Origin of the sequence: Peribacillus sp. TH16 (genome assembly GCF_016651095.1) — a bacterium.
In the GTDB taxonomy this organism is placed as follows: Bacteria; Bacillota; Bacilli; order Bacillales; family DSM-1321; genus Peribacillus; species Peribacillus butanolivorans.
This window is the reverse complement of record NZ_JAEKEM010000009.1, coordinates 1629141-1644321: the sequence shown is the minus strand read 5'-3', so window position 1 is coordinate 1644321 and position 15181 is coordinate 1629141. Positions and strand designations below refer to the sequence as shown.

General features: G+C 38.6%; 14 protein-coding genes, 1 pseudogene and 1 riboswitch. Of the genes and pseudogenes, 9 read left to right on the top strand and 6 right to left on the bottom strand.

What is annotated here, in order from left to right:
• Positions 1-28 precede the first annotated feature (28 nt).
• The 7 genes and pseudogenes from JFV29_RS21995 to JFV29_RS21965 form a co-directional block, all read left to right on the top strand.
• Positions 29-646: a DedA family protein gene (locus JFV29_RS21995; protein WP_201186363.1), complete on the top strand. Its 618-nt coding sequence runs from the start codon at positions 29-31 to the stop codon at positions 644-646.
• Positions 647-857: 211 nt separating this feature from the next.
• Positions 858-2498, top strand: coding sequence for a spore germination protein (locus JFV29_RS21990; RefSeq protein ID WP_201186362.1), 1641 nt, complete (start codon positions 858-860; stop codon positions 2496-2498).
• Positions 2488-3711, top strand: coding sequence for a Ger(x)C family spore germination protein (locus tag JFV29_RS21985; RefSeq protein ID WP_201186361.1), 1224 nt, complete (start codon positions 2488-2490; stop codon positions 3709-3711). The genes JFV29_RS21990 and JFV29_RS21985 overlap by 11 nt, the downstream gene beginning before the upstream one ends.
• A gap of 21 nt (positions 3712-3732) precedes the next feature.
• Positions 3733-4851, top strand: a complete 1119-nt coding sequence (locus JFV29_RS21980) for a GerAB/ArcD/ProY family transporter (protein WP_201186360.1) — start codon at positions 3733-3735, stop codon at positions 4849-4851.
• Positions 4852-4869: 18 nt separating this feature from the next.
• Entirely contained in the window at positions 4870-5103 is a 234-nt protein-coding gene (locus tag JFV29_RS21975; protein ID WP_201186359.1) for a hypothetical protein, read from the top strand.
• A gap of 205 nt (positions 5104-5308) precedes the next feature.
• Positions 5309-8530 carry a DEAD/DEAH box helicase gene (locus JFV29_RS21970; RefSeq protein WP_201186357.1) on the top strand — a complete coding sequence of 1074 codons (3222 nt, stop codon included), beginning with the start codon at positions 5309-5311 and terminating at the stop codon, positions 8528-8530.
• 39 nt (positions 8531-8569) lie between these two features.
• Positions 8570-8863: pseudogene (locus tag JFV29_RS21965) on the top strand (LysE/ArgO family amino acid transporter); the annotation flags it as partial.
• 335 nt (positions 8864-9198) lie between these two features.
• On the opposite strand, the gene JFV29_RS21960 reads toward JFV29_RS21965, so the two are convergent.
• The 4 genes from JFV29_RS21960 to JFV29_RS21945 all read right to left on the bottom strand — a co-directional run bounded on the left by JFV29_RS21960 (position 9199) and on the right by JFV29_RS21945 (position 11649).
• Positions 9199-9384: a hypothetical protein gene (locus tag JFV29_RS21960; RefSeq protein ID WP_063577886.1), complete on the bottom strand. Its 186-nt coding sequence runs from the start codon at positions 9382-9384 to the stop codon at positions 9199-9201.
• Between the two features lie 140 nt (positions 9385-9524).
• Positions 9525-9839 (bottom strand): DMT family transporter, encoded by a 315-nt coding sequence (locus JFV29_RS21955; RefSeq protein WP_053347444.1) that lies wholly within the window; start codon positions 9837-9839, stop codon positions 9525-9527.
• Entirely contained in the window at positions 9839-10180 is a 342-nt protein-coding gene (locus JFV29_RS21950) for a DMT family transporter (RefSeq protein WP_057214620.1), read from the bottom strand. The genes JFV29_RS21955 and JFV29_RS21950 overlap by 1 nt, the downstream gene beginning before the upstream one ends.
• Before the next feature lie 70 nt (positions 10181-10250).
• Positions 10251-10352, bottom strand: a riboswitch (guanidine-I (ykkC/yxkD leader).
• A 301-nt stretch (positions 10353-10653) separates the two neighbouring features.
• Positions 10654-11649 (bottom strand): DMT family transporter, encoded by a 996-nt coding sequence (locus JFV29_RS21945; protein WP_083450928.1) that lies wholly within the window; start codon positions 11647-11649, stop codon positions 10654-10656.
• 605 nt (positions 11650-12254) lie between these two features.
• On the opposite strand from JFV29_RS21945, the gene JFV29_RS21940 reads away from it, so the two are divergent.
• Positions 12255-12539, top strand: coding sequence for an AbrB/MazE/SpoVT family DNA-binding domain-containing protein (locus tag JFV29_RS21940; RefSeq protein ID WP_053347441.1), 285 nt, complete (start codon positions 12255-12257; stop codon positions 12537-12539).
• A gap of 61 nt (positions 12540-12600) precedes the next feature.
• On the opposite strand, the gene JFV29_RS21935 is transcribed toward JFV29_RS21940, so the two are convergent.
• Complete coding sequence (locus tag JFV29_RS21935; RefSeq protein ID WP_201186353.1) at positions 12601-13038, bottom strand: GNAT family N-acetyltransferase; 438 nt, start codon at positions 13036-13038, stop codon at positions 12601-12603.
• Between the two features lie 99 nt (positions 13039-13137).
• Complete coding sequence (locus JFV29_RS21930) at positions 13138-14262, bottom strand: serine hydrolase (protein WP_201186351.1); 1125 nt, start codon at positions 14260-14262, stop codon at positions 13138-13140.
• Between the two features lie 300 nt (positions 14263-14562).
• On the opposite strand from JFV29_RS21930, the gene JFV29_RS21925 reads away from it, so the two are divergent.
• On the top strand, positions 14563-15081 hold the full coding sequence (locus tag JFV29_RS21925) for a YfiT family bacillithiol transferase (RefSeq protein ID WP_201186349.1): 519 nt from the start codon (positions 14563-14565) through the stop codon (positions 15079-15081).
• Positions 15082-15181: the final 100 nt, after the last annotated feature.

Genomic DNA, 15181 nt, shown 5'->3' with positions numbered 1-15181 from the left:
AATGATTGAAATAGTTAGGAGCTTTTAAATGGAAAACTGGATTACGGAGTTTATGAATAATTTTGGGTATATTGGAATCTTTCTATTAATAGCATTGGAAAATATTTTTCCGCCTATTCCGTCAGAGGTCATTCTAACCTTTGGAGGTTTTATGACCACGGTATCAACAAATTTGACTATATTCGGAGTCGTGATTGCATCAACTCTTGGATCAGTGGCAGGGGCTGTGGTACTTTACGGGATTGGTTTACTGATTGATGTGAAAAGGATAGAGAAGTTTGTGGGTAGATGGGGGCATATTTTTCGGTTAACAGTAACTGACGTCCATAAGGCAAATTCTTGGTTTGATAAATATGGAGCGTGGACTGTTTTTTTCTGTAGACTCGTTCCGTTGATTAGAAGCTTAATTTCCATTCCCGCAGGCATGTCTCATATGAGTTTTTGGCTTTTTTTACTATACACAACAACCGGAACATTGATTTGGAACGTGATTCTGGTGAATGTTGGAGCCGCTGTAGGATCTTCATGGGAAGACATCGTAGGGTATATGGACATCTATTCAAACATCGTTTATGCAATACTTGTATTACTGTTTATTCTTTTCGTTGTTTTAATTTTTAGAAGAAATAAGGGAAAAAGAAAGTGATTATAGTAGATATAAAAAATGATAAAAGGGCCGTTCAAGTCCGAACTGCTATTACATAATCTTATATAAACATCAGAGGCTGTCATTATGACAGCCTTTTTCTTATGTCATCTCAAACGGGAAAGCGGAGAGGATGAGCTTTGAACGTAGAATAAAGGGAATGTGCTTTGGACAAAATGAGTGAAACGAAAAAGGAATGAGGTTCGGCGCGATGGTTTCTTTTTTCAAAAATAAAGGACAAATGAAGAAACGTGAGAAGCAAAAGATAGATGATAAAGATCAATCTAAAAGTAAAAAACTTGAATATATTGACAGCTCTATTTCAGCCAATCTAGACAATATGAAAAAGAAAACGGGTAACAGCCCGGACATTATTGTCCGAACGTTGAAAATCAGTCAAAACCCTGAAATTAAAACGACTATCTTGTATGTGCAGGGTTTGATAGATAATCCAAGCGTTACGGACTTTTTAATTGAATCAATCATGAAAAACCCTCATCTAAAAGAAAAACTACTTCCTAAAGAAGCACTGGACGTGATTTCTGAAGAAGTAGTTTCTCTCGGTGGTGTAGAAACTGTTACGGACTGGGAAAAATTATTATTGTCATTATTATCAGGGGATAGCATCATTTTTGTTGACGGCGTAAACAAAGCCCTGGTTGCCAGTACAAGAGGGGGAGAACGGCGTTCCATTCAGGAACCAAGCACACATTTGACGGTCCGCGGTTCAAGAGAAGGATTTACTGAATCGAATGCAACAAACATTGCCATGTTACGCCGCATTATTAACAGTCCGGATTTATGGATAGAGTCTATGAAAATAGGCACTGTGACAAAGACGGATGTTTCTATCATGTATATAAATGGGATTGCCAAGGAAGGGATCGTCGAAGAGGTCAAGAAGCGCTTAAACCGAATTAACATCGATAGCATTCTTGAATCAGGATATATAGAACAATTGATAGAAGATCAGGTTATGACCCCATTCCCCACCCTTAATCATACAGAAAGACCTGATATGGTTGCGGGTAATCTTCTTGAAGGAAGAGTGGCGATATTTGTTAACGGATCGCCTTTTGTCTTGGTGGCCCCGGCCTTATTCGTACAGTTTTTCCAATCTGTCGAAGACTACTATAATCGCTTCGATATTGCTTCAGCCACACGCTTTTTACGGATCATCGTTTTTATAATCTCTATAATCGGGCCAGCTGTCTATGTCGCAGCCACGACTTTTCATCAGGAAATGATCCCAACGAAGTTGCTGGTCATCGTTGCGGCCCAAAGGGAAACGGTTCCTTTGCCGGCCGTCATTGAGGCACTAATCATGGAAATAACCTTTGAAATGTTAAGGGAAGCAAGCCTTCGGATGCCAAAGGCGGTTGGTTCGACCATGTCTATTGTTGGAGCATTGGTGATTGGGCAGGCAGCAGTCCAGGCTGGCATCGTATCGCCGGCAATGGTCATAATCGTCTCGATCACGGCGATTGCCAGTTTTGCAACCCCTTCTTATTCCATAGCCATTTCTGCCCGTTTAGTGCGGTTCTTATTTATCATTTGTGCTGGGGTATTAGGTTTTTATGGTATGATTTTAGCCTTTATCGTCCTCATCGTCCATTTATGCAGCCTCCGTTCATTCGGTGTTCCTTATATGTCACCGCTCGCCCCTCTGAACCCGGAAGGATTAGGTGACACATTCTTCAGAAGACCTATGTGGGCGTTCAAAGAAAGACCAAAGTTATTAAGCTCCAATAATAATCTGATACGAGAAGGCGATAATCAAAGACCCCTTCCTCCTGCATCGCGGGGAATGAAAACTTCTGACAAGAAAAAAGGTGAAGGCAATGAATCGTAAATGGCTAGTTCTGTTATTGATGATGATCGGTACCACGTTCACCTCTGGCTGCTGGGATAAAAAAGAGTTAAACGAGATAGCCATCGTCTCGGCAATGGGAATCGATAAAGATAAAGAAGGAAAGTTAGTGGGAACGTTTCAAATCATTAACCCAGGCAATGTTGCGGGGGCTCTTCAGGGCGGCGGCGGGACAAATCCCGCTATATCCGTTTATAGGGCCACTGGAAATAATGTGCTTGGACTAGATAGTATTGCTTCAACTAAAATTTCAAGAGATATGTATTTCGCTCATGCAAACCTGATCGTCATAGGTGAGGAAATAGCAAAAGAAGAGGGCATTTACGCTATTTTCGATGCCTTTGAGCGCTCCCCTGAATTTAGGGCAACTTCGAGGATCGTGATAGCCCGAGGTGTAAAAGCCAGGGATATAGTCGAAACATTAACGGCAATCGATAAAGTATCAGCTGAAAAAGTCATTAGGACGATTGAATCTTCGGAAAAACAGCAGGGGAGAAGTATCAGTGTCAATCTTCAAGAAGTGATTAAAAACCTTGTGAGTACCGGAAAAGAACCGATAATTAGTGGTTTTACCGTGAAGGGTAACACAGATAAAGAGGATAAAATGGAGAATACTCAGACCTCTGATATTGAGGCTAACCCAACTACCGCTGGAATAGGTGTTTTTAAAGATGGTAAATTGATTGACTGGCTGGATGGTAATAAGGCAATAGGCTCGATGTGGGTGTTAGATAGGATTGCACATACCAATTTAAACATTGATTGGAATGATAAAAAAGACGCAATCACCTATCAAGTGAAACGCCAAAAAACCAACGTCGCGGCAAAAATGAAAAATGGCAAACCTAAAATGTTGATAAAGGTCCTTGTTGAAGGAGATATCCGCGAGGCAAATGTGCCTGTGAATCTAAACAGGCCGCACGTTCTGATAGACATTGAAAAGAAGTTAGCAAAAGACTTAAAGAAGGAGATGGAAGATGCGATCGTTCGTGCCCAAAAAAATAAATCCGATATTTTTGGCTTTGGTGAAATCATGCACGAATCCCATCCGAAAGAATGGAAAAAAATCGAAAAGGACTGGGACGATGTTTCTTTTGCTAAGCTGGAAGTAGATGTGCAGGTAGAGACTTTCATTCGCCGTACAGGATTACGTAATAAGCCGTATCTTTCAAATTTAAAAAAGAGCGATCAATAATGGAAAGGAAGTGGCATCCTCGTGGAAAAGGCAAAAATCAGCGGTTACCAGCTATTCGTCCTTATTTTCCTGTTTGAAATAGGCAGTGCACTTTTGGTTCCGCTTGCAGGTGAAGCCAAACAGGGCGCATGGCTAGTCATTCTCATTGCGATGATAGGCGGATTTTTGTTATTTTTCGTTTATTATGGCCTTTTTCAATACTATCCTGATCAGCTGCTAACTGAATATGTAAGACATATAATGGGGAATTTTTTAGGAAGGATAGTAGCTTTTCTATACATCCTATATTTCATGTATCTTGCAGCAAGAGTGCTGAGGGATTTCGGAGAGACGCTACTTACCTTTGCCTATCCTCATGTTCCGTTATTTTTTGCGAACGCAGTATTTATTTTGGTGGTGGTGTATACGGTTCGTAAAGGGATAGAGGTACTGGCAAGGACGGGAGAACTTTTCTTTGTGTTAGAGAATTTACTTTTCATGACGTTCATTCTTCTGATTGTTGTTTCAGGAATGATCCATATAAACAACTTAAAACCTGTTTTTGAAATCAGTGGGGTAGAGATGATGAAAATGTCCTTTACTGAAACCTTATTTTTTCCATTTGGCGAAATCATTGTCTTTTTAATGATTTTTCCTTATTTGAACGAACCTCAGAGGCTAAAAAAAATTGGTATAGGGAGTTTGGCTGCAAGCGGTATTTTTCTTGCGTTTATAATGGCTTTGAATGTAGCTGTGCTTGGAGTGGATCTTACAACACGTTCGCAATATCCTTTTCTTTCCCTCATTCAGTCAATTGAGATCGCTGGCTTTTTGGAACGACTCGATGTTTATTTTTTGGTTAAACTCATGATTGGAGGGTTCATCAAAATAAGTGTGTTTACCTATGTAGCTGTAACGGGTACGGCAAATGTTTTCAACTTTAAAGAACCTTCTCGGCTGGCCTATCCGGTTGGTTTTGTCATTTTACTAATATCCATTGTGATTGCAAGTAGCTATTCGGAACATATCCATGAAGGGCTAGGTGCTGTGCCCATCTACGTTCATTTACCATTTCAAGTGATAATTCCAGTATTTCTTTTGGTTATTGCTTATTTTAAGAATAGAAAAAAAAAGCAGGGCTTTGTACCACCAAAACCCTAAAAGGTGGAGCTGATAAAAATGAAAATCTTCGGTATTACTATTTTGATGCTAATCCTTTTAGTGGCCTTTTCTTTAGGCATGGATATTCTTTTAGGGTTTGATTTGGATAATTCCATTAAACATGCCTTTAACCCTTTTCTGGTGAAGGACCCCGCTGAACTTATCCTTTTTCTCGTTCTTCTTTTCCTCCTTTTGTTTAGTTTCATTTATCGAAAAAAAAAGAAAGGCAACAAAGCCAAAGGACAACAATAAAGATTTACATATTCCCGTTGCTGCACTATAGATGAACTCTATTTCAAATCTGATTTGAATAAGGGAGTTTGTCTTTTTGCTTTTTTACACCTTGGACCCATTTCATAGTATGATGATAAAATGAGCTTATTTTTCAAATAGAATGGAACACCACCTTTACATAAATAACAATAGCACAGAGGTCCTCAGGAGGGAGAACGGCATTTTGAATATCAAATTAAATCAAAAAATCATTAAAGATATGTGCGGGACAGTCTCCTTCAAAAGGGGAGATGCTTTTTATCGTGCTAATAAAGTGACATTTGAAAGTTACCATCCTGATGGTTGTGAAGCAACTGTTAAAGGAATAGAAGATTTCCATGTCTCTATTGAAGTGGATGCTGCCGGAGGCTTTCACACGAAATGCAGCTGCCCAACGCTTGCTTCTTTTCAACGGGATTGTCAGCATATTGCGGCCGTATTACTGTCGGTATACGAACACCAGCGTCAAGGAACAATTCCTGAAGGTCTAAACGAACCTCAGTCTGACGCTTCAGCAAATATGAAGCTGACAGATGGTTTGCTTACGCTTTTCAATAATCAGCCTGTACGCTCAAGTGGCCATCAGCTCCACTTTGAAAACAGGCAGGTGCTTGATGCGGAGTTTACATGTAAGCCCATCACGATAGGCCAGGGCAGATACATGTTCGGAATTGAAGTGAAGATTGGTTCGGCAAATGTACCAAATCTCAGGGATTTTCTGAAGCAGGTAAAAGAAGGAAAACCTACCCAAGTGTCCCTTTCATTTCTGTATGATCCTGATCTCCATTGTTTTCAGCGTGAAACAGATGCAGTGATTCAGCAGCTTATCCAAGTGACTTATGATGAACAGGTCTATCTTGACGCGCTTCCGTACAAATCTGACTATACAATGAGCAATCACCTGTTACTCATTCCGCCAACTTCTTTTGAAAGGCTTGTCCCTATCCTTACAATCGCACCATTGGTGAAGCTTGCGTATGACGGGAATTCGTTTGATAGTTTTCAGATATCCGGCGAACCGCTTCCTTTACAGTTTGAATTTGCCGAAAGTGAGGGCAAAGGATATAAACTGAATATTAAAGGGTTGAATGAAATAATTGTGATGAATGCATACAGCTCTGTTTTATCTGAAGGGAAATTGGTTCCCCTCGAAAGTGAAGACTGCCAACGTCTCTCAGATTTAAAACAGATGTTGGAAGATTCAGGAATGAATCAAATTCCTATTCATCAGAAGCAATTAGAGTTATTCCTGGAAAAAGTGGTACCAGGTTTGAAAAAACTAGGTGATGTTCATTTCTCAGGGGCCATTTCTGAGCAGTTCGAGAAGACACCATTGATTGCTAAGCTATACTTAGATCGCGTGAAAAATAGGCTGCTTGCAGGTTTGGAGTTTCACTATGAAAATATTGTGATTAATCCTTTGGAAAATCAGGAACTCAAGTCAGTTTCCAAGCTTATAAGAGATGTGGATAAAGAGGAAGAGATCCTGCAACTGATGGATGATAGCATGTTTGCCAAGACAGAAGGTGGATATTTTTTACATAATGAAGAGTTGGAGTATGAATTTTTGTACCATGTCGTTCCGAAACTTCAAAAGCTTGTTCAAATATATGCCACGACTGCTGTAAGAAATCGGATTTCCCGAGGGAATGCTGCTCCGCAAATTAGGGTGAAAATCAAAAAAGAACGGACTAATTGGCTGGAATTCAAATTTGAAATGGATGGCATTCCTGAAAAACAAATACGAGAAGTTCTAGAGGCTCTAGAGGAAAAAAGGAAGTATTATCGTTTGAGGAATGGATCGTTGCTTTCCCTTGAGACAAGGGAGTTTGAAGAAATCAATCGTTTTCTGAATGCACTTCCGGTTCAGAATGAAGATTTGGAAAGTCGCTTAAATGTACCAATCGTAAGAGGGCTTCAGCTTCTTGATTCTGTAAATGACAGCAATACATTTACAATAGAGGAGTCATTCCGGAAGTTCTTGGAAAACATCCGCAATCCAAGTAACCTGGAGTTCGCGGTGCCAAAGAGTTTAGAGCCAATATTACGGGACTATCAAAAAAGCGGCTACAAATGGATGAAAATACTTGCTGGCTATGGCTTTGGAGGAATTCTCGCAGATGATATGGGACTGGGTAAAACACTGCAAAGCATCGCATTCATTTTATCCGAGCTTCCAGACATCCGTAAGAAGAAGCTCCCCGCTCTTATTGTTTGTCCATCATCTTTGACATATAACTGGCTGAGTGAATTCATGAAATTTTCCCCTGATATACAAGCCGTCGTCGTGGATGGCAATAAAACAGAAAGGTCAAAGATACAGAAGGAAATAACGGGCATAGATGTTGTCATTACCTCATATCCGTTATTACGTAAGGACATTATGTGGTTTGAGAAACAAGATTTTCACACGGTATTTTTTGATGAGGCACAGGCATTTAAGAATCCAGGGACACAAACGGCACGAGCGGTGAAGAAGATACAAGCGGATCATCGCTTCGCCCTCACTGGTACCCCGGTTGAGAATTCACTAGAAGAGCTGTGGTCCCTTTTTCACGTTGTCTTTCCTGAACTATTCATGGGGTTAAAGGAATACAGTAACCTCTCAAGGGAAAAAATTGCTCGTAGGATCCGGCCATTTTTACTTCGGAGGTTGAAAGAAGATGTATTATCGGAGCTTCCAGAAAAAATCGAGTCGATGGAATCGATGGAACTGCTACCTGATCAGAAGAAACTGTATGCTGCTTATTTAGCAAAGCTGCGACAAGACACATTAAAACATCTGGATAAAAATACACTTCGGAAAAATCGTATTCGAATCCTCGCTGGCTTGACTCGGTTACGACAGATTTGTTGTCACCCCGCCTTGTTTGTGGACGGTTATAAAGGAAGCTCAGCTAAATATGTGCAACTAATGCAGATTGTTGAGGAATCAAAGCTTTCTGGAAGAAGGGTACTGATTTTCTCACAGTTTACGAAAATGCTTCAGATCATTGGTAGAGATTTAGCGAATCAAGGGCAGCCCTTTTTCTACTTGGATGGACAAACACCATCAAAAGAACGCGTTGAAATCTGTAATCGATTTAATGCAGGCGAACGTGATATATTCCTCATTTCATTGAAAGCAGGCGGTACAGGTCTTAACCTGACGGGTGCCGATACTGTCATTTTATATGATCTTTGGTGGAATCCAGCAGTCGAGGAACAAGCAACAGACCGTGCTCATCGTATGGGACAGAAAAATGTTGTTCAGGTCATCAAACTTGTTGCCCGTGGCACAATCGAAGAAAAAATGAATGAACTGCAAGAGAAAAAGAGGCATCTGATTGAAGAAATCATTGACCCTGAGGAGAAATCGTCATCTGCTCTTACTGAAGAGGACATTCGGGAAATATTGATGATATAGAGAGCGAGGGCAATTACAGAATGTTAGCAGCAATGTTCTAAAAAACAGATTATGTTTGCTATGTCCGTTTCATTACTAAACCCCCACGCGATACTTGCTACCGTTGGGGTTATTGGAATCAGTTCCCTTAGCTATACCGGGATAGAGAAAATGACGTTTACCGCTGCAACTATATTAATTTCTTGGATTTGGTTTTTCAGTCTGGCTATCGTGGGAAAAAAGGTAGGAGATATCGATACCGATGGGAGATTTATAAACGTAATCAACAAAGTATCTGCAATTATGATATGGATTGTCGCTCTATATATAGCATTCCAACTATATAAAATGTAGTAGGATTTTTAACGGCGTTCCTAGTCAATTATAGTGTTAGCCCAAGAAGGCCGCCCTCCAATTGGCGGCCTATTATGTTTTACCTATTGAAGGGTAACATGAAATTAGAGAGGGCTGCGGGCGCCATTATGAAAGAAGAAAGCCGATTAAGAAGAAAACAATCAGATCAGGTCATACTGCGAGGGAAATCTGTCATATACCATGATTCGCTGAAGGAATTCACTTATTGCTATAACCTTTTCTGATTTTGATCTCCGAAGAAAGGAAAGAGTATATCTGATAAATCCAAACGAACAAAAAGTAAAAAATAATAAAAACCCTATAACTATATAGGGTCAAATCGATTTCTTCATGCCGCACTCTCTGCATTTACGAATATATACATAGTTCTTAACCGAACTTTCAAATTGAGCTTTACCGCAATTGTCACAGCGACCACTAACGATGTCAGGGTAATCTTCGTAGTCATAAATAATTGTGGTGTCATATTCCTTTTTTTCTTCTGGAATTTCTTCAGACAAAGTAAAATCACCTTCACTATTTTATTTAACTAATTTATCATACCAAATTTTTATAGCAGTAGGTAGGTAGTGATAAAACCCAAATCGATTTGTTCTAAATTGATATAGAACTTTTTATACAAAGAAGGAGTGAGAACTTCTTATGAAACAAGTTTTAATCCTATTGCTGCACCTAACACCATTGCAATAAAAACGACTCTTCTCCAGTCTTTTGATTCACCATATAAAAGCATGCCGATTATTGCTCCACCAGACGCACCAATTCCTGTCCAGATTGCATAAGCCGTCCCCATAGGTAGTGTTTTCATGGCATAAGCAAGAAATAGAAAACTTGCCCCAAATCCGAAAAACAACAGCGCCAAGGATTGCCAATTACGGTCTTTATGCAATTTATTTATCATCGCAACACCAAACATTTCAAATAGCCCAGCTAAGATTAAAGAGACCCAAGCCATTAGGATTCATCTCCTTTTTCAACATTATCCTTAGTCACTAGTTTCAAGCCGATTACCCCTGCTAATAACAGTAAAATCAAAAGTGTTTTACTCAATTTAAATGATTCTCCAAAGAATATGATTTCGGAAAAAACGGTTCCTGCTGTCCCCATTCCTACAAATACTGCATATACGGTTCCAACGGGAAGTTTTCGTCCAGCCATTATCATTAAATAGAAGCTGATGATGATAGAAATAACAGTTCCAGTCCAAGTCCAAAAGTCATTTGAGTGTTTTAAACCAATAACCCAAAAAACTTCAAAAAAAGCAGCAATAAATACTTTAATCCAGTTTGTACTCATTAAAAATAACACCTCCAATTTTATTCTTACCAAAAAACAAAAAAAGCCTAAGAGATAACTGTAAAACAGTTTCTCCCAGGCTTTTATCCTTCCGTGACACAGCAAAGCTGTGAGTTTTCTCTCGGACCAGACTAGCACAGACGCTCGCTACGGAACCCTAGAAAACATTTAACATATACAATTAAATTATATTATACATACATTTTAAATTTACTCAAGGTTAAAGGGCTATTTACTTTTTCCAATGAATGTATGAATCTATTCGAAAAAGGCATCCAAATCCTTTCCAGCCTTCTATAATTACGATAACAGGATGAGGACAAATAAAAATGCTCGAATGAAACCTCAATAAATTACCGCTAATTAAGATTGAAAATTACATACTTTCTCAAGTGTTCCAATAAAAATGCATCTGATAAGTACCAACACATTGGTCTTATCAGATGCATTTATAGTCCTGCCTTACTCTTATATTAGTCACTCACTGACTGATTTCGAGGATTGACTTCTTTTATATGAGAAACATAACTATGCAAAATCATCCCAATAATAACGATAAAGATGCCGAACCACGATAAAGGAGAAGGGGATTGTAAAGATAAAAATAGTAATTCCCCGGCAAGAGCAAAAAGGACTTCCATTGATTGTGTGGCTTCAACGGAAGCTAACTTCTGCATATTTCCCCTTACCAAATCGGTCGCTTTGAAAAAAAGGACCGTTGCAATAACTCCAGAAAATAGTGCTACCAAAAGGGATTGAAAACTCTGCATTTTCGTTGGTGCTCCTACCGTAAAAAAACCATACAACGAAAGTAAGAACCAGAATGGCAGACTCGCTAAAGTCATCCCTAACACACGCTGATATGCATCTAAACGTCCTTGGGACACTTCCATCATTTTACGGTTCCCTAAAGGGTATGCAAATGAAGCGATGACGATTGGGATTACGCCCAACCAGAGATTTGCCATAGAAATATGCTTAGTGTGTTCTAGTTGCATAAGTATGATCCCCAAGAGAATGATAAGGGACATGAGAAGACCTTTCAAAGAAATCTCTCCTCTTTTCCTTACGAGTCCATCTTGTGTTTGAACATTTTCAAAAAATAACGGAGCAAGTAAAGCACCTGAGATAATCGTGATTTGCCAAGTACCGGCGATTAGCCAACCGGGTGAGTAGGCAGATGCAAAGCATAAGGGAGCATAGAACAATCCAAAGCCTACAAAACTCCAAAGCAACCAAGGCCCTGGTCGTTCTCTCATCACCTGCAAGAGTGGTCGGAGGTTTTTTCTACTTAGGACGATACATACTAGAAAAGGAACCATAAAGATATATCGAAGCGAAGCACTCCATATCCAACTTCCACCAGATAATTCCATTGACTGATTTAACACAAACGTAAATGCAAAAAAGAAAGCAGAGCAAATACCTAATATAATTGGTCGCAATCGACTCACCTCAATCTGTTTTATGAGCCAATAATTAGCCAAGCCTCTGAAGTATGGCAATCGTTTCGGCTTTCTTATGATTAGAAAAGAATTTAGAACATACCTTTTACGAGATTCAAACCATAAAAGTTTAGGGTTGGAGTAACGAACCAGGTTGTCATGTTTTAACGTACTTTCCCTTCAAGAGCTAATGAGGAGCTTTGTTACGGAAAGATAAGGTGAATATTCTAAATATTAAATCTAACAATCATACTAAATTGTCCTTCAGTTATACAAAAAAATCAACTGCATTCTTTAAGACTGTGAATATGTCTTCTGCAATATTCGACATAAATTATATCTTTAAATAAGAGTATTGACGTTTGGATATGGAAAAAATTAATATACCAATTTTATGTTTAGTATACAAAAAATACCTTATTAAAACTTTTAAAATAGCATAATAGCGCTATTTATAGAGGCTTTATTGAGATATAAGATAATAATCATATAGAGGTAGATAATATACGAAGATACGAGAATTGACGAATTTGGGAGGGAGTGGTATATTTATAGAGTGCAAATTATGTCGAATGTTGACGAAAAGTATAGATGTAAAATTTGAAAGAAAATTAGTGAGGTAAATAAAAATGAAATCTACAGGTATTGTACGTAAAGTTGACGAATTAGGACGGGTAGTAATTCCTATCGAATTACGCCGTACTCTAGGAATTAAAGAGAAAGATGCTTTGGAAATCTACGTAGAACAAGAGCGTATAATCCTTCAAAAATACAAAGCAAACATGACTTGTCAGGTAACGGGCGATATATCTGATGACAATATGAAACTTGCAAACGGTAAATTAATACTTAGCCGTGAAGGTGCTGAACTTCTAATTAAAGAAATTCAAGCAAGCTATGAAACTGCTAAATAATTAATTGGAAATAAAATAAAAAAAGTGTAGAGGAAGGAATTTTCTCTACACTTTTTTCATTTTAAATGGAGAAGTAATAAAAATAATTAGATTCTCGAATAAAACCAATTTTTTCGTAAAGTTTTTGTGCATTGCTGTTATCCTTATCTGTCTCAAGCGACACTCCTTTTGCACCAGTTTCTTTTGCAAAAGCAATAGCGGCTTTTAATAACTTCTCACCAAATCCCTTTTTGCGAGCATTTCCCTTCACAAATAAATCGTTTAACACCCATGAGTGCATCATGCTCACTGATGAAAATGAAGGATATAATTGAACAAAACCAATAGGGTTATCCCCATCAAAGGCCATAAAAATGACCGACTCTTCGTTCGTTAACCTTTCCTTTAAAAACTCCCTTGCACCCTCAAGATTTGACGTTTGCTCATAGAACACTCTGTATAAATCAAAAAGTTCTGTTAAGGAATCAAGCTCATTTAAAGTAGCTTTTTGAATACCCATATGTAACGAACCTCCAGTGTTTATTTTATAGAATACTCTTAATTTACCATTTATTGATAAGTGACTGTGAATAAACTGTTCGATTCATTGCCTAATGCTTCATAGATTGGATACTTCTTTTTTGACGTATGTTCGAAATTTCGTATCTGTTAGAAATTTAAGCTGAAACGCATTCATATTTTTGGATAGCTTTGCTTGTTCAATAGAGGTTAAATCGTTTGCAAAAAATGCAAGCTCTGTTTGGTTATTATCTTTATCCTTCGCATACATCGAAATCGTAAGAACAAAGGCAGTAGAGCCTCCCTTTTGACCTGCATGAACAAGCCATTCACGATTGCTTGGACTTTTCATTAACTGTTCTAATACCGGATCGAGATACAGATAAACGTTTTTATCAAAGTGCGTCTTGCTATTTAGTTTTTTCATTATGGAGACATAGTCTTCTGTAGTTGCTCGGGGCAAACGATCAGACCAATTTTTTTGAAAATCACTACCCATCATTTTCATTGCTTGTTTCTTTTCCTGATCTGTTGGGGGGTGAGTCTGCCACTTATTGTGAATAGCAATCGCCCGATCACGGTATTCACCTTTGCCCATATTTTTCAAGGCCTTTAGGGTATCTTGTTTAGTTAATTTTTTTTCTTTCATTAATTGGTCAGGTATGAACAGCGAACTTACAATGGGATACATTGGCTCATGACTGGTAATGCCTAAGCTCTCTGGAACATGATTGATGTTTTGAAGGCCAAGCATAGTTATTAAGTAATCTGTATTCGCATTAGAACTGTAAGCAACCATTCCATCTACTACTTCACTTAAAGGAACTCTATCTATCTCTTTATCCTTTTTGACCTGAGTAATCCATGCCTCATGTGCTCCCCCGTCTGTTTTAGGAACATAAAATCTATCTAGGTCGGCTAATTTCACTTCTTGCTCTGGATTGATTTGCCCCACTGCCGCCTGTTGTGCATATTCAATGGCTACGATGATTTTGACGGTGCTTGCTAAAGGAAGCAACGTGTTGGCATTAACATTTACCCATTTCTCATCATTAAGATGGATGGATAAAGAAACGTTCTTATTCTCTGCATTCTCCTTGATAAACTGAACTATATATTCTGGATCCTCTTTGTTGATATCCTTCTTAAACATCCACATCCCAATTCCTAGAATCAAACATAGAGATAGTCCAATACCTCCGATTAAAAAGAGTAATATTTTCAAAATAACACCTGCCTTTTTACATATAAATACATATACGACTGCTCAATGATTAGGTTTCATTTTACTTATGAAGAACTTTTTAAGCATGTAAGCAGTGAGATAGCATAAATAAAATTGCCGGGTCTATGAAGTAGTTCTAAATAGTATACCTGCAATATCAAGGCTGCTGCGCCAGCCTTTTTGGTTTGGATTCGAAAAGAAAAGGTAGTCAGAGAAGATATGTAGGCATAAAGGATTTAATGGTAAGGATAAAGAATGTAGTAAATAAAGGTACTATAAAAACACCAGGAGGAAATAAAGATGGAAGCAAGATACCCAATAGGGAAGTTTCAGTTTGATAGGGAGATAACGAATAGTGTGGCTGAGGGCTGGATAAAGGAGATTGAGGCTTTGCCTGGATTGCTGCGAGAGGCAGTACGAAACATGGATGAAGAACAGCTTGATACGGCTTATCGTACGGACGGATGGACTGTTCGCCAAGTCGTGCATCATCTTGCGGATAGCCATATGAATGCTTATATTCGCTTTAAATGGGCTCTTACGGAAAATAATCCTGTCATTAAGCCATATGATGAGGGAAAATGGGCAGAGCTACCTGATAATAAATTGCCGGTTGATATTTCGCTATCCCTACTTGAAGCGTTACATATACGCTGGGCTAACCTTTTATATAGTATTAATTCAGCTGATCTAAAAAAAACATTTATCCATCCGGATTCAGGAGAAGTTTCATTAGGTGAAAATATAGGCATTTACTCGTGGCATGGTCGACATCACCTTGCTCATATTACTTCGTTATCAAAGCGTCAGGGATGGTAAATGGATCTGTTGGAAAGTAAAGAGTCATCAACTCTTTTCTGTGATAAAAACACATCGGGTAGAATACAAACCACAAATATTGATCTGCATGCTTAAACAA